Annotated in this window: 21 protein-coding genes and 1 tRNA gene; 8 read left to right on the forward strand and 14 right to left on the reverse strand. The window is 39.3% G+C overall.

Translation table 11 applies throughout. The features are described from left to right. Positions 1-434: 434 nt before the first annotated feature. From H4075_RS17205 to H4075_RS17245, 9 genes are all read right to left on the reverse strand, one after another. Positions 435-1,454 carry a TlpA disulfide reductase family protein gene (locus H4075_RS17205; protein WP_182802062.1) on the reverse strand — a complete coding sequence of 340 codons (1,020 nt, stop codon included), beginning with the start codon at positions 1,452-1,454 and terminating at the stop codon, positions 435-437. 396 nt (positions 1,455-1,850) lie between these two features. Further along, entirely contained in the window at positions 1,851-2,279 is a 429-nt protein-coding gene (locus H4075_RS17210; protein ID WP_182802063.1) for a DUF4265 domain-containing protein, read from the reverse strand. A 159-nt stretch (positions 2,280-2,438) separates the two neighbouring features. After that, positions 2,439-3,020, reverse strand: coding sequence for an SMI1/KNR4 family protein (locus H4075_RS17215; protein WP_182802064.1), 582 nt, complete (start codon positions 3,018-3,020; stop codon positions 2,439-2,441). A 45-nt stretch (positions 3,021-3,065) separates the two neighbouring features. Continuing rightward, the gene (locus tag H4075_RS17220; protein ID WP_182802065.1) at positions 3,066-3,266 is read right to left on the reverse strand and encodes a chorismate-binding protein; all 201 of its coding nucleotides are present in this window, start codon (positions 3,264-3,266) and stop codon (positions 3,066-3,068) included. 469 nt (positions 3,267-3,735) lie between these two features. Continuing rightward, entirely contained in the window at positions 3,736-4,377 is a 642-nt protein-coding gene (locus H4075_RS17225) for a hypothetical protein (protein WP_182802066.1), read from the reverse strand. Positions 4,378-4,446: 69 nt separating this feature from the next. Continuing rightward, the gene (locus tag H4075_RS17230; RefSeq protein WP_255460218.1) at positions 4,447-5,637 is read right to left on the reverse strand and encodes an anthranilate synthase component I family protein; all 1,191 of its coding nucleotides are present in this window, start codon (positions 5,635-5,637) and stop codon (positions 4,447-4,449) included. A 104-nt stretch (positions 5,638-5,741) separates the two neighbouring features. Then, on the reverse strand, positions 5,742-6,173 hold the full coding sequence (locus H4075_RS17235; protein WP_182802067.1) for a hypothetical protein: 432 nt from the start codon (positions 6,171-6,173) through the stop codon (positions 5,742-5,744). Between the two features lie 87 nt (positions 6,174-6,260). Then, complete coding sequence (locus H4075_RS17240) at positions 6,261-7,523, reverse strand: adenylosuccinate synthase (RefSeq protein ID WP_182802068.1); 1,263 nt, start codon at positions 7,521-7,523, stop codon at positions 6,261-6,263. Between the two features lie 88 nt (positions 7,524-7,611). Next, positions 7,612-9,768 carry a RelA/SpoT family protein gene (locus tag H4075_RS17245; RefSeq protein WP_255460219.1) on the reverse strand — a complete coding sequence of 719 codons (2,157 nt, stop codon included), beginning with the start codon at positions 9,766-9,768 and terminating at the stop codon, positions 7,612-7,614. 564 nt (positions 9,769-10,332) lie between these two features. On the opposite strand from H4075_RS17245, the gene H4075_RS17250 reads away from it, so the two are divergent. The 6 genes from H4075_RS17250 to H4075_RS17275 all read left to right on the forward strand — a co-directional run bounded on the left by H4075_RS17250 (position 10,333) and on the right by H4075_RS17275 (position 15,280). Further along, positions 10,333-10,414: transfer RNA gene (locus tag H4075_RS17250), tRNA-Leu, on the forward strand. A 90-nt stretch (positions 10,415-10,504) separates the two neighbouring features. Further along, a complete protein-coding gene (tig, locus tag H4075_RS17255) occupies positions 10,505-11,878 on the forward strand; it encodes a trigger factor (protein WP_182802069.1) in 1,374 nt (457 codons plus the stop codon). Positions 11,879-12,169: 291 nt separating this feature from the next. Continuing rightward, positions 12,170-12,868 carry a ClpP family protease gene (locus H4075_RS17260; protein WP_182802070.1) on the forward strand — a complete coding sequence of 233 codons (699 nt, stop codon included), beginning with the start codon at positions 12,170-12,172 and terminating at the stop codon, positions 12,866-12,868. A 21-nt stretch (positions 12,869-12,889) separates the two neighbouring features. After that, the gene (locus tag H4075_RS17265; protein ID WP_182802071.1) at positions 12,890-13,522 is read left to right on the forward strand and encodes a ClpP family protease; all 633 of its coding nucleotides are present in this window, start codon (positions 12,890-12,892) and stop codon (positions 13,520-13,522) included. 139 nt (positions 13,523-13,661) lie between these two features. Continuing rightward, positions 13,662-14,894: an ATP-dependent Clp protease ATP-binding subunit ClpX gene (clpX, locus tag H4075_RS17270; RefSeq protein ID WP_182802072.1), complete on the forward strand. Its 1,233-nt coding sequence runs from the start codon at positions 13,662-13,664 to the stop codon at positions 14,892-14,894. Between the two features lie 212 nt (positions 14,895-15,106). Beyond that, on the forward strand, positions 15,107-15,280 hold the full coding sequence (locus H4075_RS17275) for a hypothetical protein (RefSeq protein ID WP_182802073.1): 174 nt from the start codon (positions 15,107-15,109) through the stop codon (positions 15,278-15,280). A gap of 51 nt (positions 15,281-15,331) precedes the next feature. Here the strand turns inward: H4075_RS17275 and H4075_RS17280 are convergent, their stop codons facing one another. The 5 genes from H4075_RS17280 to porX all read right to left on the reverse strand — a co-directional run bounded on the left by H4075_RS17280 (position 15,332) and on the right by porX (position 20,514). Beyond that, positions 15,332-16,471: an acyl-CoA dehydrogenase family protein gene (locus tag H4075_RS17280; RefSeq protein ID WP_182802074.1), complete on the reverse strand. Its 1,140-nt coding sequence runs from the start codon at positions 16,469-16,471 to the stop codon at positions 15,332-15,334. Between the two features lie 172 nt (positions 16,472-16,643). Beyond that, entirely contained in the window at positions 16,644-17,612 is a 969-nt protein-coding gene (locus H4075_RS17285; protein ID WP_182802075.1) for a ComEA family DNA-binding protein, read from the reverse strand. A gap of 56 nt (positions 17,613-17,668) precedes the next feature. Next, on the reverse strand, positions 17,669-18,445 hold the full coding sequence (locus tag H4075_RS17290) for an MBL fold metallo-hydrolase (RefSeq protein ID WP_220494782.1): 777 nt from the start codon (positions 18,443-18,445) through the stop codon (positions 17,669-17,671). A 95-nt stretch (positions 18,446-18,540) separates the two neighbouring features. Next, positions 18,541-18,834 (reverse strand): hypothetical protein, encoded by a 294-nt coding sequence (locus H4075_RS17295; protein WP_182802076.1) that lies wholly within the window; start codon positions 18,832-18,834, stop codon positions 18,541-18,543. A 123-nt stretch (positions 18,835-18,957) separates the two neighbouring features. Next, positions 18,958-20,514, reverse strand: a complete 1,557-nt coding sequence (gene porX, locus H4075_RS17300; RefSeq protein ID WP_182802077.1) for a T9SS response regulator signal transducer PorX — start codon at positions 20,512-20,514, stop codon at positions 18,958-18,960. A 102-nt stretch (positions 20,515-20,616) separates the two neighbouring features. Between porX and H4075_RS17305 the strand changes: the two genes are divergently transcribed. Together H4075_RS17305 and lpxD are read left to right on the forward strand one after the other, a co-directional pair. After that, positions 20,617-21,834 (forward strand): HD domain-containing protein, encoded by a 1,218-nt coding sequence (locus tag H4075_RS17305; RefSeq protein ID WP_182802078.1) that lies wholly within the window; start codon positions 20,617-20,619, stop codon positions 21,832-21,834. Positions 21,835-21,911: 77 nt separating this feature from the next. Further along, positions 21,912-22,964, forward strand: a complete 1,053-nt coding sequence (gene lpxD, locus H4075_RS17310) for a UDP-3-O-(3-hydroxymyristoyl)glucosamine N-acyltransferase (RefSeq protein WP_182802079.1) — start codon at positions 21,912-21,914, stop codon at positions 22,962-22,964. Positions 22,965-22,982 lie beyond the last annotated feature (18 nt).

Here is a 22,982-nt window from a genome sequence, read left to right on the forward strand (position 1 = left end):
CATAAATATGAAAAAACAGTACCCTTCTTTTTATCTTGAAAAAAGAGTAAAAATAAAAACCGCTAACAAAAAGAAATAAAGATATCGGAATTATCAAGTTAGGAACAAGTGTTTCCGGATATAAACTATGAAATATATTGAAATATGTAATTGTCAGTACATATATCAACACGCCGTAACATAAAAATCCTATAATCGTATGCCAATAGAACAGTTTTGTCCCGTTTCGCTTTGTTCTATTCATGTTAATGACACCTATTGTGGTTTAAGTTTTTACTGTTCGCCATTATTGGTCGCCTAACCAACATTGGATTCGAAATATCGAATCACACTTGAATATAAGAGTAAAATAAGGATTTTTGAGTGGTTGGTCGGGAGACGCAACCAAGGCGTGTTTTTTTTCGATACTACCATCGTGGGCATCTAAATAAATATTAATTAGAGATGATGTAATTAAGTATTTTTTCAACCTCAATATTTTTAGCAACTACATTTGCCCGGTCATCGATCAGTAATGAACTGGGATAACGGTCTAAAATAATATGTTTCTTTAACTGTTGTCCGTCTTCGTCCCAATAATTTTCCCACGTAACTCCATGTTTCTTTAACGTTGCCTTATTTTCATTAATAAATTTCAAAGAGTCAACACTTACATGCACTATTTTGATTCTACTGCTAAACTCCGGATCCTTGTTTAATTGTACAAGTTGTTTCATTTCACGAATACATGGCAAACAATCATTAAACCAAATTACAAGTAATGTATACTTCCCGCTGCTACTTAAATCTATTCTGATTTTCTTTTTTACATCATTTGTCACTTCGATAGAAGGCAGATTCAGCTGCTTCAAATATCTGTTTTCAAAGTATTGATATTCCTTCGTCTTAGTGATACTACTATCAAAAAGTGTTTTGACAACATTAAACTCATTTGAAAAATCATGCATGAAAGACTGGTCGATCAATTTAAATAATCCAATATAAGAAGAAGGATTTTTTTTAATATAGCTGACAAGCACTTCAGGTTCAAGAATGCTGTCAATATTTTCCGAATTGACAAAATGTAAAAATGATTGAAACTCGTTTTCAATTTTTGTAGCTGGTCTCTTGGCTATATACAGCCCCTTTTCTCCGTTCTTGATAACTATTTCCTGACTGCCGGGTTCAATAAAGAAAAATTGATTAAACCGTTCATATCTTTTATCACCTGAAAAATAGATCCTAACTGCAGTAGGGTGTTCTATTGTGCCCACAAAGTGAAACATGTTATTTTTACAGGCCACAGAATTGGATTTCACTTTCATTCCAAATTCTTGCTGAAAATATGACTCACCAATTGTTAAGGTTGAATTAGTATTAGCCGAATCAATAACTGTAAAACTAAAATGTTGCTGTGAATAGCTGTAAGTACAAGAAAAAAGGGATAAAAAAAAGTAAAGCATTTTTTTTCGCATAGCAAAAAAGGTTAGTTTATTCAATATATTTTCAGGCTGAAAAATTGAACTTAATAAGATTCGAAAATTAATATAAGAATTTAAATTAACCTTTTATTTAAGAAATTAAATATTTCTGGTTGGTCGGGAGACGCAACCAAGGCGTGTTTTTTCGATACTACCATCTTGAACGTTCTCAGGCGATGTGTCAGATGGCATTGTGTGCAAGGGCTGTGGCACTCGCCGAACTACTATACCGATTTCCTTGATGACGGCGAGTCGGCGCTGCCTGACATCGCCTTTGAAGTGCAGAAATTCGAGAGCGAATAAAGACTCGGCAGCGAAAGAAGCTTAAGTCCTAATTATTATTTCGCTCTGTGCAATGAAATTATTCGAGGCATGCAAGGCGGAAAAAATTCAATAATCATGAGCCAAGCAGGACTCTTCATAATCCCAAAGATTTTTTGCTTCGCCATTGTCCAAATAACTTTTAATCTCCTTATAACTTACAAGTTTAGGCACATTTACCGCCACTATCTTTCTTTGCAAAAACAATTCTGATTCACAGCCGAATTCATTCAGTTGTTTACGCACTTCGTCTATTAATCTGGGATCTTCAAAATATAATCGAATTGTGCTATTGCCGGAAACTTCTACAAAAGCATCAAAGTAGTATTCATTTTCTTCTTCATCAAACTCAGCAGTAATTGTATCCCCCAAAGCAATGTTCTTAACAACAAATGGAATATTATCTACAATGTAAATATTGTCTCTTACAGGAGTACACCAAAGTCTTTCAACTTCAAAATCTCCTTCACCATACTTATGAACAAATAAAATCTTCATGATACTCGATAATTATCTCAATGTCTTTGTTGGTCGCCCGACCAACAAATAATTCAACTGGTAATTTAAGAATTTTAAATATCTGCGGTTGGTCGGGAGACACAACCACGGCGTGTTTTTTTCGACAAGACCGACGAAGGCTAAGGATAGCAGGGTTTGTCAATATATTTTCCAATACTCTGAGTTTGGGTTGAGCGCTGAACTTATTAATTTTTCCCTTTCAACATCAAATTCAATACCTCCTATATTAGAAAAGTAATAAGCTTTTTCCTTGTAGCACTGGTAAATTGTATTAACAAATGTGTTTAGTGAATCATACATTGTTATGATAATATCAAAATCAATATTGCCGATTGAATGATGAAATATCATACCGTAGTTTACTGAAGATTTATTACAGTCAATCAAATAAAATTCACCGCCTCCGCTTGCGAATAATGGGAACATTCCTTCATCCCACTTAGTTAGATTGTTAATCCCTTCTTTGTAATAGGTAAGAGCTTGTTCAATTGGTAGAAAAACTCCAAAATTGAATAACCACAATTTACCTAGACTAGTATCTTCAGTAAGCTTTGTGCCGTTACGCCATCTATAAAGGAGTTTAACCTCGATGGGTAGTTGTTCTAGAATACTGTCTTCAACAAATAGTTCGGTTCCTTCTTGTAAGTAGTTTAAAATCGGAGCCTCAATTTCATTTAAGTAATTCTCTAATTTCAAAAGCAATTCCTCAAAATTTTTCATTTGTTGTTTTGGTCTATTATTGATATCGAACATTGCACAACCCAACTAACCCAACACCTTCCTTATCGCATCTGCCTTCAACAAACATTCCTCATATTCTTTTTCTGCATCACTGTAAAAGGTAATACCACTGTCCACCATGTAAGACAGATAATTACTGGAAGCATTATAAAAAATACTCCGGATCACTACATTGAAATCAAAATCGCCATTGGGAGAAATATAGCCAACTGCACCGGAGAACAAAAGACTTTCTAATTTTAAAAACCCAACATACTTGCGCCTTAAGGAATCGTGTTAAGTAAAAATTTAAAAGTCCTTTAGAGCAATTGTTAAATATATGGGATACCATACAACCAAAGCAATAATAAAAATAAGTCCTATTTTTTTTTGATTCTTTTTTCCTAAAAAAAGAACCAGCAATGAAAAAAATAAAATTAAAAGAGGACTGTATATAAAACAAAAATCATGCAAGAAAGGATAGTCTCCAAAAACATTAATTGGCACTTTTAAAATGAAGCTAATAAAAAACAAGAACAATGGCAAGGATGATAAAAAAAGTAGAAGTATAAAAAAAGTACAAAATTTTGATTTCATAATTTGTTATTTAAAAAACTAATGCATATGTAATTTAAGAATTTTAAATATCTACGGTTGGTCAGGAGACGCAACCACGGCGTGTTTTTTTTCGATACTACCACGATGGGCAAAAAAATCAGTTTGGCTTTAAAAATAAATGGTTGGGAAATTGATTCACTTTTACATTCATTTCTGTATTTATGAGCTCTAAAAAATTATAAATGGCTTTAGAGTCTGCATCTACATACCTATAATATGAAGGCTCCAAATATCTATAAAGCCGGTATGAATTAGTTTGTGCTATTTCAAATTCAACATAAGAAGAATGAGTAAGTGAACCCAATTTTTCTTTATGTATTTTTCCATTATCCAAAAAAGGGATCTGATATTCTTCCATTCTCTTAAAAAAAGTATCCCACCCCGATTTTGGGTTTAAATTTTGCCATTCCCGCTGAATATGAATATAGTTATGGGCGCTATCTCTATTTTCAGTCAGGAACTCTATAATTTGACAATGGTTACCTATATTATCTTTTTCAATATTAATTACATAACTCTCATCAAACCCCCATATCCATATACGTATACATGTACCTTTTGTACCAGTATTTATGGCTGGTAGTTCCAGAAGCCTTCCAATATTTGTGACCAACCGCTCATGTTCTCCCAAATATGTGACACTCGAATCTTCAGCATATAAAATGTCTTTTTTAGTCCTAGTGTTACAAGAAAAAAAAGTTAAAATAATTGCACAGCATAATAGTAATATTTTATTCATATAATAAAATTACATTTTAAATACTACCGCCTCCGCCGTTGTTGATTGCCTAACTAACAAACAATTTCTTCAGGATAACACTCTTCTTATCGCATCTGCCTTCAACAAACATTCCTCATATTCTTTTTCTGCATCGCTGTAAAAGGTAATACCACTGCCCACCATGTAAGAAAGATAATTAGTGGAAGCGTTATAAAAAATACTCCGGATCACTACATTAAAATCAAAATCGCCATTGGGAGCAATATAACCAACTGCACCGGAGAACAATCCTCTTCTTGATTGTTCGTATTGTTCAATTAACTGCATCACTTTTCGTTTGGGTGCACCGGTCATACTACCCATCGGGAATGTGGCACGCAGAATATCAGTAAAGGTTAAACCTTCATTTACTTCGCCACTGACGGTGGAGATCATCTGGTATAATTGTGGAAAAGAATAAATGCCAAACAACTCATCAACCTGCACCGTTCCTTCTTTGCATACACGGCTGAGATCATTGCGCACCAGATCAACTACCATTACATTTTCGCTCTGGTCTTTTTTGCTGTTACGCAATTGTGCTTTCAATTCAGCATCCGTAACAGCATCAGTTGTATTACGCTTGAGGGTTCCTTTGATGGGTTGTGAAATAAGTGTTGCGCCCTGCTTGCGTAAAAAACGTTCCGGGCTTGCGCAAAGCAGGTAACTGTTGTTCACTTTATAAAAAGCTGAAAACGGGTTGGGTGAAATAGTTGTAAGCGCTGCATAGCTATGCAATGGATCGATGACAGCATCTTCAGCAAAAAATTCCATGCAGTAATTCAATTCATAACAATCACCACGAAGTATATGCCTGCGTACAGCTTCAATTGTTTCAATATAGTTTTCTTTTGAAACACGTTCTTTGATCTGCAATTCATTTGCAGCAACCGTTGAATTTATTTCTACTGCATTGATCTCATTCCATATCGTTTCATGATCATCTGTTAATGATCCTATCCGCAGTTCCTGTTCATTGAGTTGAAAAACATATTGCGGCACAAAGAACAGCAGATCAGTAAAACCAATTTTATCAATATGCGTTGAAGGAAGTTGCTCTGTTTCGTCTTTAAGATTATACGCTAAATGACCAAAGCACCAGTTGCCTTGTTGAAGATGGAGCCATTGCTGCAGTTGTTGTAAGGCTGTGCCTGCATTGGCAGTTACGGATGATTCAACACCGCACCCGATCAAACATTCATAACTATGGCCGGGTAAGCGGTAATGATGGTTATCCAAAAAAGAACAAATGTTGAACCGGTTACACCAGCTCAACATTTGACGTTTTGTTACAGAAAAATCTGCTATTAAAAAAGACCGGAAGTTATGCTTCACAAATTGAATTAAAAATCATCGTCGTCGTCATCAAAATCATCTGCGCCGCCACCCATCATATCAAACTCTTTAAAGTCGTCGTCCACTTTAAAATCATCCTCTTCTTCAGCGCCTTTCTTCTTGCCTGCAGCTTTGCCTTTTGATTTTGGAATATCAAACTCTTCAAAGTCGGGATCGTAATCATCATCTTCTTCGCCTTTGTTCCAATCATCATCCTCTTCATCCACTTCGTCTTCATCTTCATCATCATCTTTACCTTTCGATTTTGATGCAGATGCTTTTGCACCCTTTTTCACAACGGGTTCATCATCCTCCAGTTCTAAATCATCATCTTCGTCTTCATCATCTTCATGATTTTTTTTTGGCTTGGTATCAGCCTTCTTTGTATTCTCCGGTTTTGGAGTAGATGCGTCGCCTGTTTTCTTTATTGACTTTGCCATTTGTAACAACGATTATGCTGTAAAATTTCAACGGGTTTTTGAATTAGCCAAACTTTTTTTTAAAATTATTTTTGTAAGGCTTTTATACTATAAAGTTACAATCTGATCTCTGCCGGGTCCATTGGAAACATATTTCACTTCCACACCAAGGTACTCATTAATAAATGCAAGGTAAGTATTCATTTGTTCAGGAAAATCTGCAGCTTCTCTGCAATCTGCTGCAGGTTTGCTCCAGCCTTTGAACGCTTTGTAAACAGGATCAATTTTTACTTTACTGATCTCAAACGGAATTTCCAGTGTTTCCTTTCCGTTTACATTGTAAGATGTGCACACCTGAAGTTCCGCAAAACTATCAAGCACGTCTGATTTGGTCATTACAATTTGTGTAATGCCGTTGATCATGCAGGCAAATTTCAATGCCACCAGGTCGATCCAGCCGCAGCGGCGGGGACGGCCGGTTGTTGCACCAAACTCGTTACCGATCTTACGGAGCTCATCTCCGGTAGCATCAAACAACTCCGTTGGGAAAGGTCCGCTGCCTACTCTTGTGCAATATGCTTTTGTAATACCGATAACTTCCCTGATCTTATTTGGAGCCACACCAAGTCCTGTGCTTACACCAGCCGAAATAGTATTTGAAGAAGTCACAAAAGGAAAAGTTCCGAAGTCAACATCGAGCATGCTGCCTTGTGCACCTTCGGCCAATACTTTTTTGCCTTCGGCGATTTTTGCGTTGATGAAATATTCACCATTTACAATATTCAATGTTTTCAGGAATTCAACCGCTTCAAAGAATTCGGCTTCCCACGCACTGATATCTTCGGTGAAATTGTAATTGCCGAGTAACTGCTGATGTTTTGCTTTCAACTTATTGTACAGTTGATTAAACTCAGGATCGAGCAAATCGCCAACACGTAATGCATTGCGTCCTGTTTTATCCATATAGGCAGGGCCAATACCTTTTAAGGTTGATCCGATCTTCTCATCGCCTTTTGCCAGTTCAGCCGCTTTATCTAAAGCTCTGTGTGTAGGGATGATGATATTGGTACGTTGCGCAATGAAAAGATTCTCTTTTACATTAACACCCATGGAGGCTACTTTTTCACACTCTCTTTTTAATGTAACCGGGTCGAGCACCACACCGTTGCCAATAAGGTTCACGATGCCTTTATGAAAAATACCGCTGGGGATTTGATGAAGCACTACTTTTTCACCATTCACATACAGTGTGTGTCCTGCGTTTGGACCACCCTGGAAACGGGCAATCACATCATAATTGGGTGCAAAAAAATCAACGATCTTTCCTTTTCCTTCGTCGCCCCATTGGAGGCCCAGAATTACATCAACCATAAAATAATTTGAGTGGATAATTTGAAGCCGCAAAAATAAGTGAATCGAAAGGGGAAGAAGAAATAAAAATGCAGTTGGGGAAAGAAAATTATTGTTCGGTATCGTAACGTTCAACATTCTGAATGCCCGTTAGTTTATACAGGCGTGAAACCAGTTCGTCAAGTTCGTCTTTATCGTGTACAAATATCTTGATGTTGCCCTCAAACACACCTTCTTTAGCTTCAATGGTTATGGCACTGATGTTAAGACGCATTTCACCACTGATAAGATTGGTGATCTTACTCACCACGCCCACATCATCCACCCCAATGATCTTGATACCGGTGAGGAAAGAGATCTCTTTGTTCTTGGCCCATTTTGTTTTCACTACACGATGACCAAAATTTGCAAGTAATCTTGATGCATTAGGACAAGTAGTGCGATGAATGATCAACCCCTTGCCGGTTGATACAAACCCGAACACATCATCACCGGGAATGGGTTTGCAACAATTGGCCAAAGTGTACACAATCCGATCACTGCTTTCGCCAAAAATGATGAGTTCAGAATCTTTGTGCGATCCGGTACGGTTAGGATCATACTCCGGCTTGGGTTCCATGGCCGGCTTTACCGGTTTCGGAAGTTCCAGTTTATCGCCATGAATATGCAGCTCCTTTATTTCTTTAAGATCAATGGCCTTGGTAGCAATTTTATAAAAGAGTTCAAGCTGCGAAGGGAGTTTATAAAATAATGTGAGGGTTTCTACATTGTTCACATCAAAGCTGGCGCCCATCTGCTCCAGTTTGCGTTGCAGCACATACTTACCTTCATCGGCCACTTTACGTTTTTCTTCTTTCAGCGCATCTTTGATCTTACTTTTCGCTTTGGCGGTTACAACAAAATTCAGCCAGTCTTCACTTGGTTTTTGTTTGCTGCTGGTGATGATCTCGATCTGGTCGCCACTACGCAACTTATGCGCAATAGGCACCAGCTTATGATTCACTTTTGCACCAATACATCGGCTGCCCACGTCACTATGCACACTAAATGCAAAGTCTAAGGCTGTTGCACCAACCGGAAGCATTTTTACATCACCTTTTGGTGTGTACACATAAATTTCTTCTGCAAGAAAAGAGCTTTTAAAATCCTGTAGAAAATCAAGTGAACTGCTGTCCTGGTTACTTAATGCTTCACGAATATTATGGAACCATTTATCAAACCTGTCTTCGTCACCACTGCCCTCTTTGTATTTCCAATGCGCAGCCAAACCTTTCTCTGCAATTTCATTCATACGTTTGGTACGTATCTGCACTTCCACCCATTTACCTTGCGGCCCCATCACCGTTGTGTGCAACGCTTCATAACCATTGCTCTTGGGATTACTTAACCAGTCACGCAAACGTTCAGGCGATGGCGTGTACATATCTGTAACAATGGAATAAGCTTTCCAACAATCTTCTTTCTCCCGTTCACTCGGCGAATCGATGATGATACGGATCGCAAACAGATCATACACTTCTTCAAAACTCACTCCTTTCTTTTTGATCTTGTTGGAAATGGAGTGGATGGATTTTGGACGGCCATATAATTCATAATTTGTAAAACCGGCACGCTCTAATTTTTCCTTGATTGGTTTTACAAACTCGTTGATATACCTGCTGCGTTCCCGTTTTGTTTCTGATAATTTGCGGGCAATTTCTTTGTACACATCCGGCTCCAGGTATTTCATGGAGAGATCTTCCATCTCCGTTTTGATATTGTACAACCCAAGACGATGTGCCAGCGGTGCATATACATATACCGTTTCACTGGAGATCTTTAATTGTTTCTCACGCTTCATGCTATCCAGCGTGCGCATATTGTGTAAGCGATCGGCCAGTTTAATCAGGATCACACGTGGATCATCCGTAAGCGTAAGTAATATTTTTTTGAAATTCTCTGCCTGTTGGGTGGAATTGGCATCAACCACCGTTGAGATCTTGGTGAGCCCATCAATGATCCGTGCAATTTCATTTCCAAATTCACGGGCCACATCTTCCAGCGTTACATCGGTATCTTCTACTGTGTCATGCAACAAAGCACAAATGGTAGAACGTACACCGAGGCCAATCTCTTCCACACAGATCTGGGCAACGGCTAATGGATGCAAAATATAAGGCTCCCCACTTTTACGACGCATGGTCTTGTGTGCATCGGCCGCCATTTCAAAGGCAGTACGCACCAATTCCTTATCGCCTTTTTTGAGTTTTGTCTTGAGCGAACGCAACAAACTACGGTAATGACGAAGGATTTCCTTTTTCTCCTGATCGGGGGTAAGGGTATAGGCCGGTATAGTGGTAATTGTTTCCAGTAAGGGCGAATTTACGAAAAAACGAGTCCTTAAAAATAAAGGCTTACCGATTCAATTACAGAACATTAAAAACAATCAACAGAAGTAACAATGAAACAACGGCGTAAACTGCAAACAATGGTCCATTTCCCTTCTTTGCCTTTATGCGCAATACAACATACATCGTTAGTAAAGCCAATAAGAGTAATAAATAAATCTTCTCATTTCCCCCTTTGGCCCATTCAAGCTTATGGCTGATGAATACTAAGAATATCAAGAGTATCGGATAAAATCTAAGCAGGTAATTCATTTGTTGTCAGAATTTAAGGTGTTTAATTAGTGCCCGCAGTATAAAAATAACAGAGGATGATTAAATTCCATAATGTAAAATATGACCCGATTTTTCTCCCTGAGTAGCCTTCGACAAAACAAGCCTGAAAACTCTTTTGCAACAAAGCTGAAACCCCCTACCTTTGCAGCCCGTTTTTAAACAAAGTTCTTCCGGATGTGGTGAAATTGGTAGACACGTCAGACTTAGGATCTGATGCCGTAAGGTGTGGGGGTTCGAGTCCCTCCATCCGGACATTTCAACTGGTTTAAGGTTTCATGTTTAACGTTTTAACGTTCTGCTTCACAACCTTAAACCTTCAACCTTTAAACGTTCAACGTTATTATGGCAACAGTAACAAGAGAAAACATTGGTTTGTTAACCGACAAACTAACTGTTAAGATCACCAAGGAAGATTATTTCCCTGCGTTTGAAAAAACCTTGAAAACGTACAGCAAGCAGGCGAATATTCCCGGTTTCCGTAAAGGCATGGTGCCTGCAGGAATGGTGAAGAAGATGTACGGTCCCGGCATTTTTACTGAAGAAGTGATCCGCAACATTGAAAAAGGATTGAATGATTACCTGGTGAATGAGAAGCTGGACATTTTTGCTCAGCCTCTTCCGCTCAGCAATCTCGATTTCAAACCAAATATGGAGCAACCTGCTGATTACAGCTTTGATTTTGAAATAGGGTTGAAGCCTCCGTTTGAGCTTAACCTCGGCAGCGTAAAAGCCCCTTACTATAAAGTGAAGGCAACTGCTGAAATGGTGAATGAAGAAATTGAGCGTCTGCAAACACGTTTAGGTAAAATGACCGAGCCTGAAACTGTAAACAGCGATGACAATGTACTGAACCTTACATTCGAAGAAAGCGATGCAGCTGGTAATGTAGTTGAAGGCGGCATTAAAAAAGATAATTCTTTACTGGTTAAATATTTTACGCCTGCGTACCGCACACAGTTGCAAGGCAAAAAGAATAACGATACCATCGTTATCACCCTGCAGGATGCTTTTGAAGAAAAAGAACGCAACTGGGTGATCAGTGATCTTGGTTTGAAAGATGCTGCCGAAGCAGAAGGAAAGAATTTCAAACTTACTATTACGAAAGTTGGCTTTATTGAAAAGCGTGAGTTAAACGAAGAATTCTTTAAAGAAGCTTTGCCCGGCAAAGACATTGCTACTGAAGCTGATTTCCGTGCTGCTATTGAAGCCGATATTCAGACATACTGGGATAAGCAAAGCAGCAACCAGCTCCAGCACCATCTTTATCATGTGTTGCTTGATGATACCAAAATGGAATTGCCTGAAAGCTTCCTGAAAAAATGGTTGGCTACGTCTGGTGAAAATCCAAAATCACCTGAGCAGGTTGAAGAGGAATACCCAACATTCAACAATCAATTACGTTGGACCTTGATCACCGACAAAGTGATCACTGAAAATAAATTAGACGTTACACAGGAAGAATTAAAAGAAAGCATGCGTCAGCAGGTCATGGGCTACTTTGGGAGCATGAACCTTGGTGGTGGTAATCTTGAGTGGTTAGATCAATACGTTGATGGTTTATTGAAAGACGAACAACAGGTTGATCAAACTTACCGTCGGTTGGTAACTGAGAAGGTGTTTATCTGGGCTGAAGGCCAGGTGCAAAAAGAAGAGAAAGAAGTAAGTGCAGAAGAGTTTGCAAAGATGAATGAAGAGCACCAGCACCATCATCACTAAGATTTCTGATTTACGATTTTAGATTTCAGATTTATACAAAACCCCGATGCAGCAATTCATCGGGGTTTCTTTTTATAGCACTCGGTTCAACAATCTAAAATCGCCAATCTGTGTTCTGAAATCTGCAACAAACCCAGCCATTATAACCGACCTTAAACAACTTTCCACTTCCCACTTTCCACTTTCGACTTGCCTTCTGCCTTAATGTCCTGATTTTCTGCCTCGCATGGTATTTGAAAACATTTTATTCCAAACGATTTCCCTTAACTTCAAACCGGAAAAAAAACGATTATGGATTTGAATAAAGAATTTGAAAAATACGCCGTGAAACATCGTGGTATCTCCGGCGCCACACTGCATAATTATCAATCAGCATTAAATAACCCAACTAATCTTACGCCATACATTATTGAAGAGCGTCCGTTGAACGTAGCCAGCATGGATGTGTTCTCACGCCTTATGATGGATCGTATTATTTTCCTGGGTGAGCCGATCAATGATTATGTTGCCAACATTGTAACAGCACAAATGTTGTTTTTAGAGAGTACAGATCGTACACGTGATATACAGATGTACATCAACAGTCCGGGTGGCAGCATTTATGCTGGTCTTGGTATTTACGATACCATGCAATACATCACGCCTGATGTGAGCACCATTACCATTGGTATTGCTGCAAGTATGGGTGCCGTGTTGATGTGTGCAGGTACAAAAGGAAAACGTACTGCGTTGAAACATTCACGCATTATGTTACACCAACCTTATGGCGGCGCAGGTGGGCAGGCTACCGATATCCAGATCATGGTGAATGAAGTAAAGAAACTCAAAGATGAACTCTATGAGATCATTGCTTATCACAGCGGTCAAACAATTGAAAAAGTAAAAGAAGACAGCGACCGTGATTTCTGGATGAAAGCAAGCGAAGCAAAAGACTATGGACTGGTGGATGAAGTATTAGTGATGAATCCCCGTAAATCAAAAGAAAGCTAAACCTCAAAAATCAAGTAAACTATGTATCAGCATAATTTAAAATTTCCAGTTCGTTTTGAAGACGAAGAAGAAGATGAACCAAAAGAAAATCCGTTAGAGAATTTTACTGCTGCGGCATTTGGTCCTTACAATAAAAAATTCTTAGAGCAACGTAAGATATTTTTCTGGGGTGTAGTGCACGATAACTCTGCAAAAGAGATCGTCAATAAATTATTGTACCTCGATGCAGTAAAGCCCGGAGAAGAAATTAAACTCTATATCAACAGCCCCGGTGGTGTTGTAACAAGTGGTATGGTCATTTATGATACCATGAAATTGATCAGCTCACCTGTAAGTACAATTTGTATGGGTATGGCTGCTTCAATGGGTTCTATCCTGTTGAGCGGTGGCATAAAAGGCAAGCGTTATATTTTCCCAAGTGGTGAAGTAATGATTCATCAGCCAAGTATTGGTGGTGCACAGGGTACAAGTGCTGATCTTGAGATCATTGCTACCCAAATTGCCAAAACAAAGGAAATGGGCGCTAAAATACTGGCAGAAAACTGTGGCAAAACAGTTGAACAGGTGTTGAAGGACTTTGACCGTGATTACTGGATGGATGCCAAAGAAGCCGTTCAATATGGCATTGTGGATGGTATTCTTGACAAGCTCTGATCATTCATTTACAGCATACAAAGGGATGGAATCTGTAGTATTCCATCCCTTTTTTATCATTATACTAGCGTAATTAAAAAGCATTATTATCTTTGAGTTGGTTTTGTATTATCAAACCAACCTGAAAAATCCATTTCAAATGGCGAAAAACAACATGTTGCACTGTTCATTTTGCGGCAGAAGCAGAGACGAAGTAAAGATTTTAATTGCAGGACAGGAAGGACATATTTGCGAAAACTGTGTAGAACACGCCCAGGAAATCATTGCACAGGAGTTATTACTCCGCAATGAAGCAACTACCTCCAACTTTAAACTGAACGTAAAAAAACCGGTTGAGATTAAACGGTTTTTAGATGAATACATTATTGGGCAGGATGAGGCCAAAAAAGTATTGGCTGTTGCTGTTTACAATCACTACAAACGTTTAAAGCAAAAAGCAGAAAGCGAAATTGAAATTGAAAAGAGCAATATTGTAATGGTGGGCGAAACCGGTACCGGTAAAACCTTACTTGCAAAAACCATTGCTCGTTTACTGAATGTTCCGTTTGCTATTGTTGATGCAACTGTATTTACAGAAGCCGGTTATGTAGGTGAAGATGTGGAAAGCATTCTTACACGCCTGTTACAGGTTTGTAACTATGATGTGGCGGCGGCTGAAAAAGGCATTGTCTATATTGATGAGATCGATAAAATTGCACGTAAAGGCGACAATCCATCCATCACCCGTGATGTAAGTGGTGAAGGTGTGCAGCAAGGTATGTTGAAGTTGCTTGAAGGAACAGAAGTATTGGTTCCACCACAAGGCGGACGTAAACATCCTGAACAAAAACTCATCAAGATCAACACACAAAATATCCTCTTTATTTGCGGTGGTGCATTTGATGGAATTGACAGAGTGATTGCCCGCAGGGTAAACACCAATGCAATTGGTTTCAACGTAAACAAAGAAGAACAGGAAAACATGAAGAAGAATCTGTTGCAATATGTAAATGCACAGGATCTGAAATCGTTTGGTTTAATTCCTGAATTACTCGGACGTTTACCAATTGTTACTTATCTCAATCCATTGGATGCAGAAACACTCCGTGAAATTCTGGTAACACCAAAGAACGCACTCATCAAACAATATCATAAGTTATTTGAGCTTGAAGGCATTGAACTCATCATTGATAATGATGTGTATGATTTCATGGTGAGCAAAGCAATGGAGTATAAACTTGGTGCGAGAGGTTTACGCAGCATCTGCGAAAGCATTTTAACTGATGCCATGTTTGATCTGCCCGGTAGTGATGAAAAACAATTTCATCTTACACTCGACTATGCAATGCACAAGTTTGATAAGAGCAAACTTGGATTGCTGAAAGTGGCATAAAGAAGTACGAGATACGAAGTAAGAAGTACGAATGTGAACTATATTGAAACCTGCTGAAAAATTTCAGCAGGTTTTTTGTTTGAAGAAGATGGAGTCGCAGATAACACGGATGATTCGGATGAACATAGATTTAAAATCCATTTACAAAATCTATGTCATCCTTGTTCCAGTCCAACATTCAACCTTTAACTTTAAACTTTAAACAAGCAACTATGCAAGACCTCATCAACCGTTTAATGGCCGAAGGATTAACTGAACAGCAAGCCTATAAATCAATAGAAGTGATCAAGAATTTTGCAAAAGAGAAGTTTCCCATCTTCGGCGGAGCCATCGATAAATTGTTTGATAAGTATGGACCGAAAGACGAAGATGATTTTCTTGATTAAATAACGAAGCCGCTCCTTTCGGAGCGGCCGCTTTCTCTCATGCTTGATTACTTATTTTAATTGCTCACGGGCAATAACGATCTTTTGTATTTCACTGGTTCCTTCTCCAATTGTACACAACTTCGAATCTCGATAATATTTTTCAACCGGAAAGTCTTTTGTATAACCGTAACCGCCAAAAATCTGAACCGCATCATTACTAACTCTAACAGCAACCTCACTTGCATAATATTTGGCCATCGCACCGGCCTCAGTCACTTTTTCACCACGGTTCTTGAGATCAGCAGCTTTCATGATAAGCAATTCAGCAGCGGCGATCTCTGTTGCCATATCTGCTAATTTAAAAGAAATTCCCTGAAAATTTGCAATTGGCTGATCAAATTGATGGCGTTCCTGAGAATATTTTAATGCAGCCTCAAACGCACCTTTTGCAATACCCAACGATAATGCTGCAATAGAGATACGACCACCGTCTAATATTTTCAAAGCCTGGCGAAAACCATCTCCAACTTTACCAATTCTGTTTGCATCTGGTATGCGGCAATTATCAAAGATCATTTCAGACGTTTCGCTGGCACGCATTCCTAACTTATTTTCTTTTTTACCAGCTTTAAAACCGGGGGTTCCCCTTTCAACAATAAATGCTGTGGAGTTACCACTCACTCTTGGCTCACCCGTACGGGCAATAACAACTGCAACTTCTGCACTAATTCCATGTGTGATCCAGCATTTGGTACCATTTAACACCCAATCATCCCCATCTTTCACCGCTGTTGTTTGCATATTACCTGCATCGCTTCCGGTGTTTGGTTCTGTTAAACCCCAGGCGCCGATCCATTCACCACTTGCAAGCTTTGGCAAATATTTTTTCTTCTGATCCTCGTTCGCACAATACAAAATATGACCGGTACAAAGTGAGTTATGAGCTGCAAGGCTTAACCCAACTGAACCACAAACTTTCGCTGTTTCTACAATGGCCGCCACATATTCGTAGTAGTTAAATCCGCTTCCACCATACTCTTCAGGAACAAACATGCCCATCAATCCTAGCTTACCCATTTCCTGCAACACATCTTTTGGGAAATGCTGGGTTTCATCCCACTCCATCACATGCGGTTTAATGTGTTTGTGTGCAAAATCCTTTGCCACCTGCGCTACCTGCTGAGTTATTTCGTTTTGTTTAAAATCCATCGTCTGTTTATTTATTCCCGATCTGCCATTAAAATAAGTTGAGCCATGAACTGACTCTCAAACCAGCACCATGACTCAACTGTTTTACATGTAGCAATCAATCGAAACGGCACTGCAAATATAGGCGAACACTAACATATGTTAGCAAAAAATAGGGAAGAAAATTTTCCCCTTACTTTACTGTAAGATAAGGACTGATTTTCCGATAAAGTGCTTCATCGATGGCACCGATTTTTTGCAGATCGGTAATTGTGGAGAAATTACCATGCTGGCTCCTGTATTGCACAATGGAATTGGCCACGGAAAAACCTATGTACGGATGTGCTTTTAACTGTTCAACTGTGGAATTGTTCACATCAATTTGGTTGATGGATGAGCTGCCAAGTCGTAATTGCTGTTTCACTTTCTGGAAAACAGAATCGGGCAAACCATAAGTTTCCCCAACCTGTTCTATGGAAACAAACCCACCAAGTTTCGTACGAAAGTTAACGATGCGCCTTGCGTAAGCTGAGCCAATTCCTTTCAGCTGTTTCCAGGTTGTTGTGTCTGCATGATTAATATCAACAACAGCTGCATTGTATTCCTTTCGATCGGTTTTAATTTCATTCGAAACGATTGCCGGCTCCCTGACAGGTTTTGCTATTGTTTCAATTTGAATATAGGGCGCCAACCTTTTATACTCATCCGAATGCAAACCATAAATCCGTTGCAGGTCTGCAGCTTTATAAAACTTCCCACCCTTAGTTCTGTATTTAAGGATCGTTTGAATGGTTTTATCCCGCAAACCTAAACGCTTCCATTCTTCGGCAGTTGCTGCGTTGGGATCAAATGCAAACAACTCACCTGCTGTTTTTTCCCGCCTGTATTTTTCAAATCTTGATTCCTTTGGTTGATAAAGATCAGCATCGGAATAAGAAGCAGTGGATTGTTCATTTTTATCAGGCAATATTTCAAGTGCGGTCAGCTCACGTTGTGCGGCAGTATCAACTACCAATTCAATATCACTTTTTACAAGAAACGGGAAAAGAGTAGGCAAAAGGGAGAACAGCAACGCCAATGATCCTAAGATGATGATGGCATTACGTTCTTTTTTTGTGAAGGAGAAGTATTCCTTCACCCATTTGGTTTGGGTAAACTGCATACCTCTAAAATAGCAGTTGAGCAAGGAAAATGAAATACTACAAAGCGGGTAGTTTCTTATAAATTCAGCACTAATCCATCATAACCCAGATGGATACCTGAGGGTAATTCTTTAGTAATTGCTGCGTGTAAACCTAACTGATGACTGATATGTGTGAAATATGCTTCCGGAATTTCCAATTCCTGCACAAGTTCAACAGCTTCTTCAAGATTGTAATGTGAAATATGTTTTTCTTTTCGAAGTGCATTCAACACCATTGCCTTACTGCCTTTGATCTTTTGCTTTTCGTTTTCTTCAATATAATTCGCATCGGTGATATAGGTAAACGGTCCGAAACGAAATCCATAGACCGGCATTTTCATATGCCAAACCAAAACAGGTTGAATGTTAAGATCATTGATTGTAAACGGTTCTTCTGTGATCGTATGAAGATCGATCTCAGGAACACCCGGGTAACGGGTATCTGAAAACGCATAATAAAAATCACGACGCAGTGCTTCTTCTGTGAGGTAATTGCAGTACACCTTCATTGGTTTTTGACTGATGTAATTAAATGCACGTACATCATCTAAACCTGCAATATGATCTCTGTGTGGGTGTGTAAAAATGATGGCATCAACTTTTTTTATTCCAAGCCGAAGCATCTGATAACGGAAATCAGGAGTGGTATCAACAATAATGGTTGTTTCTGCTGTTTCAACCATAATGCTGCTGCGAAGACGGTTATCCTTTGGATCAGTTGACGTACATACTTCACAATCGCAACCGATCATTGGCACACCACTGCTGGTGCCTGTTCCTAAAAAAGTGATTTTGATGGGAGGATAACTCACCGGGTAAATTTATAAATGAAAAATTGAAAATGAGAAATGAAAAAGTACCGTTCATAGTGATTTATCTTCTTCATTTTTAATTTCTCATTCTTCATTTATGATTCGTCATTTGTAGCATTTGCTTTTGCTTCAGCCAATGCCATTACTTCTTCATAAAGCTTTTGTGAACCGGCTGTGAGCGCATCGAAGTTGATGTTCACTTGTGGAATAAGTTCGAGCAAGGTGTTGATACGGCTTTCCTGCATCAGGAATTTATTGAGCACCACTACCTTCTTCTGCTCAAGAATACAATAACCACTCTGGAAAGTACCACGTTCGTAACGCACAACGTAGCCGCTTTCTTCAAGCACATCTTCTAATTTATCTAATGTTGTTTGATTCAGTTTCATGCCCAATCCCCGAAGGGATCTTTAGTTCGTTGCAAATTTACCGTTACTGCTGCTCATAACCTGTTTCACCGGAAAGGACTTTTCCACAGTCGGGCTTTCGTACTTTTTAATTCGTATTTTCTGTTATTTGCTCGTCATCCTCACCACCGGAATGATCATTTCTTCCAAACTCACGCCGCCATGCTGAAACGTATTACGGTAATAGTTCACATAATAGTTGTAATTATTCGGATAACAGAGATACATATCTTCTCTTGCAAAAATGAACGACGAATTCACATTGGGCATGGGCAAACCGGCTTCAGCAGGATCACGAAAAGCCAATACTTCTTTTGGTTCGAAGTTGAGATTGCGGCCGTGCTTATAACGAATGTTGGTAGTTGTTTCTTTGTCGCCGATCACTTTCGATGGTTTCTGTACACGGATACTTCCATGATCAGTCGCCATAACAATATTGATCTTCTTATCAGCGATCTTTTTCAACGCCTGGTTAAGCGGCGAATGTTCGAACCAACTGGTGGTAATGCTGCGGTAACTTTTTTCATCATTTGCCAGTTCTTTCAACACTTCCATTTCGGTGCGTGCGTGACTGAGCATATCCACAAAATTGTAAACTATCACATTGATATCATTCTGCAACAGGTTATGAATATTATTCACCAATTCCTGGCCTGCATGATGGTTCAATACTTTGGTAAAGGAAACTTTCAAATCACCCTTTCCCAATCGCTTTAACTGCTCTCTGAAAAATTCTTCTTCATGCAGGTTCTTTCCGCCTTCATCATTATCATTCTTCCATTGTTTGGGGAATTTCTTTTCAATATCAACAGGCAATAAACCACTGAAAATAGCATTGCGACTGTATTGTGTTGCTGTTGGGAGAATTGCATAGAATGATTCTTCTTCTGCTATGCGGAAGTTCTCAGCAAAAATTGGTTGAATAGCTTTCCATTGATCGAAACGAAGGTTGTCGATAAGGATAAAAAACAACGGCACTCCTTTCTCAGCGTGAGGCAACACCTTAAACTGAAATAAGGTATGGCTCATAATGGGCGCTTCCGCCGATTTTGGTTTCAACCAACTTGCATAATGCCTTGAAATGTATTTGAAGTACTCATTGTTGGCTTCGCTTTTTTGCTGCTGCAATACTTCACTCATTTCCGGGCTATCGGCCTTGCTCATCTCCAGTTCCCAATACACAAGTTTTTTATAAATATCCATCCACTCATTGTAATTGGGATTGCTGTTGAGTGCCATGAACAAATTCCGGAATTGTTGCTGGTAGGCAGATGTTGTTTTTTCGCTCACCAATCTTTTGTTATCAATGATCTTTTTTAAACTCAGCAATACCTGGTTTGGATTAACCGGTTTGATAAGATAATCACTGATTTGTGAACCAATGGCATCGTCCATCAGGTTCTCCGTTTCATTTTTGGTGATGAGTACAACAGGTATTGATTGATTGACTTCTTTGATCTTCGTCAATGTTTCCAAACCGGTTATGCCTGGCATAGTTTCATCCATCAACACCACATCAACAAAGTTTTCTTTTACATAGTCAATGGCATCAAACCCATTGGTGAGTGTATGTACTTCGTAGCCTTTATTTTCGAGGAAGAGTTTCTGTGATTGCAGACTTTCAATTTCATCATCAACCCAAAGAATTTTTGCTAATGCCATGCTTATTGGTTTAAAACAAAAGTTAAGTGCTCAAGGTACAAGTTTCAGACCACAAGCCATTACCTTTGCACACTTGCTGCCTTGATATTTAACAGATTAACAATGAAATTCAGGAAAATAGTAAATGATCCGGTTTATGGTTTTATCACGTTTGATGATGAGCTGATCTATAAAATACTCTCCCATCCTTTTTACCAGCGTTTACGCCGTATTCATCAAATGGCAATGGCACATTTAGTTTACCCCGGTGCGGTACATACAAGATTGCATCACAGCATGGGTGCTTACCATCTTATGTGCCAGGCGTTAACAGAATTAAGAAACAAGGGTGTAGAAATAACAGCAGAAGAAGAGCAGGCAGCAAAACTGGCAATATTACTGCATGATGTAGGCCATGGTCCCTTCAGTCATGCATTGGAACATGTGTTGATCGAAGATGTGCATCACGAAGAAATCTCCTTACTCATTTTTGAACATCTCAATAAAGAATTTAACGGGGCACTTGACTTGGCTATCTCCATTTTTAAAGGCACATATCACAAACTTTTTTTGCATCAGCTCATCAGCAGTCAGTTAGATGTTGACCGAATGGATTACCTCACCCGTGATAGTTTTTATAGCGGGGTGAGCGAAGGCGTAATTGGTTACGACCGTATCATAAAAATGATGGTTGTGCATAATAACGAATTGATGGTGGAAGAAAAAGCAGTGTACAGTATTGAAAAATTTCTTGTTGCCCGCAGATTGATGTATTGGCAGGCTTACCTCCACAAAACAGTATTGAGCGCAGAAAATATGCTTGTGAAGATACTTGACCGTGCAAGGGTATTGGCAAAAGAGGAAACGGGGGCGTTTTCATCCAATCCTATTTTGGATGAATTTCTTCGTACGACACAATCCGCCACGTTTATCCGAAATAACCTGGCTAAATTTTGCGAACTGGATGATTATGATGTATTGGCATCGATCAAAAAATGGATGCACCACCCTGATAAAGTATTAAGCACGCTCAGCCAGTGGTTGTTAAACCGTAATATGCTTAAAACAAAACTGCAGATGCAGCCGTTTAACGAAAAAGAAATTGAAGCCGTGCAGCGAAAGGCAATGGAACAATTGTCGTTAAACAGCGAAGAAGTTGGATATTTTGTGTTTAACGGCATTGCCGAAAACAGGATGTACAACCCCGGCAACGAGCATATCAATATTCTTTATAAAGACGGAACGGTTAAAGATATATCAGAAATAGAGTATGGTTTGATCCATAAAGCTATCGCCAGCCCCGTTCGTAAGTTCTATCTTTGTCGGCCTGCACTTCAGTAAAAAGTGCACAAATGGCAAAGTAAAAGATTGTTTCGCATCGTTTTTGAAAGTAACTTTAAAACATTAAGACAGGATACATGGAGTTTTCGGCTTCGCAAATTGCGCTCATCATTAAAGGTTCGGTAGAGGGAAATCCTAACGCAACAGTAAATTCTTTCAATAAAATTGAAGAAGCAGTTGCCGGTCAACTCGCCTTTTTAGCCAATCCCAAATACGAAGATTATTTATACAGCACCGGTGCATCAGTAATTATCATTAATGAAGCACTGGAGCTGAGAGAGCCTGTTGCAGCTACATTAATTCGTGTGCCTGATGCTTATAGTGCCTTTGCTACTTTGCTGCAGGCTTACGAACAGATCATGGAACAAAAAATGGTGGGCATTCAGGAACCATCATTTGTAGCCAAATCGGCCAGTATTGGTGAAAATGTTTTTGTGGGCGCTTTCACTTATATCGGGGAAAATGTAAAGCTGGGGAAGAATGTAAAAGTGCACCCGCACTGTTTTCTGGGTAATAACGTAGTGATTGGCGATAACAGCATTCTCCACCCTGGTGTTAAGATTTACCATGATTGCGTTGTTGGAAAGAAAGTGATCATTCACGCCGGCACCGTACTTGGTGGCGATGGGTTTGGATTTGCTCCACAGCCCGACGGCACCTATAAAAAGGTTCCGCAGATCGGTAATGTGCTGGTTGAAGATGAGGTAGAGATTGGTTCAAATTGCACCATCGACAGGGCCACCATGGGGTCAACCATTATTCATCACGGGGCCAAACTCGATAATCTCATTCAGATTGCTCATAATGTAGAAATAGGCACTTACACCGTTATTGCTGCCCAAACGGGCATCAGCGGTAGTACCAAGATCGGTAACCGTGTAATGATTGGGGGACAGGCAGGTATTGTTGGTCATATCACTATTGCTGACGGCAGTCGCATAAATGCCCAAAGTGGTGTGAGCAAATCAATGAAGCAGCCAAACAGCGTGGTAACTGGGTCACCGGCCTTCGATTATACCAGTACGCTGCGTAGCCAAGCCATTTTCCGTAACCTTCCCGATCTTGAAAAGCGCATTGCTGAACTGGAATTGCTCATCAAACAATTGATGACTGAAAAAGAAAGTATTTAGGCAGTTGCACGCTTACGG

It is taken from the genome of Lacibacter sediminis, from assembly GCF_014168535.1.
GTDB lineage: Bacteria > Bacteroidota > Bacteroidia > Chitinophagales > Chitinophagaceae > Lacibacter > Lacibacter sediminis.

Excerpts from the sequence above, each read along its gene's own strand:
- porX (WP_182802077.1), bottom strand. The coding sequence starts at position 20,514 with ATGGCATTAGCAAAAATTCTTTGGGTTGATGATGAAATTGAAAGTCTG.
- H4075_RS17240 (WP_182802068.1), bottom strand. The coding sequence starts at position 7,523 with ATGGTTGATGTAATTCTGGGCCTCCAATGGGGCGACGAAGGAAAAGGA.
- H4075_RS17235 (WP_182802067.1), bottom strand. The coding sequence starts at position 6,173 with ATGGCAAAGTCAATAAAGAAAACAGGCGACGCATCTACTCCAAAACCG.
- H4075_RS17265 (WP_182802071.1), top strand. The coding sequence starts at position 12,890 with ATGTATCAGCATAATTTAAAATTTCCAGTTCGTTTTGAAGACGAAGAA.
- H4075_RS17225 (WP_182802066.1), bottom strand. The coding sequence starts at position 4,377 with ATGAATAAAATATTACTATTATGCTGTGCAATTATTTTAACTTTTTTT.
- H4075_RS17285 (WP_182802075.1), bottom strand. The coding sequence starts at position 17,612 with ATGCAGTTTACCCAAACCAAATGGGTGAAGGAATACTTCTCCTTCACA.
- H4075_RS17280 (WP_182802074.1), bottom strand. The coding sequence starts at position 16,471 with ATGGATTTTAAACAAAACGAAATAACTCAGCAGGTAGCGCAGGTGGCA.
- H4075_RS17275 (WP_182802073.1), top strand. The coding sequence starts at position 15,107 with ATGCAAGACCTCATCAACCGTTTAATGGCCGAAGGATTAACTGAACAG.
- H4075_RS17205 (WP_182802062.1), bottom strand. The coding sequence starts at position 1,454 with ATGCGAAAAAAAATGCTTTACTTTTTTTTATCCCTTTTTTCTTGTACT.
- H4075_RS17260 (WP_182802070.1), top strand. The coding sequence starts at position 12,170 with ATGGATTTGAATAAAGAATTTGAAAAATACGCCGTGAAACATCGTGGT.
- lpxD (WP_182802079.1), top strand. The coding sequence starts at position 21,912 with ATGGAGTTTTCGGCTTCGCAAATTGCGCTCATCATTAAAGGTTCGGTA.
- H4075_RS17215 (WP_182802064.1), bottom strand. The coding sequence starts at position 3,020 with ATGAAAAATTTTGAGGAATTGCTTTTGAAATTAGAGAATTACTTAAAT.
- H4075_RS17305 (WP_182802078.1), top strand. The coding sequence starts at position 20,617 with ATGAAATTCAGGAAAATAGTAAATGATCCGGTTTATGGTTTTATCACG.
- clpX (WP_182802072.1), top strand. The coding sequence starts at position 13,662 with ATGGCGAAAAACAACATGTTGCACTGTTCATTTTGCGGCAGAAGCAGA.
- H4075_RS17295 (WP_182802076.1), bottom strand. The coding sequence starts at position 18,834 with ATGAAACTGAATCAAACAACATTAGATAAATTAGAAGATGTGCTTGAA.
- H4075_RS17210 (WP_182802063.1), bottom strand. The coding sequence starts at position 2,279 with ATGAAGATTTTATTTGTTCATAAGTATGGTGAAGGAGATTTTGAAGTT.
- tig (WP_182802069.1), top strand. The coding sequence starts at position 10,505 with ATGGCAACAGTAACAAGAGAAAACATTGGTTTGTTAACCGACAAACTA.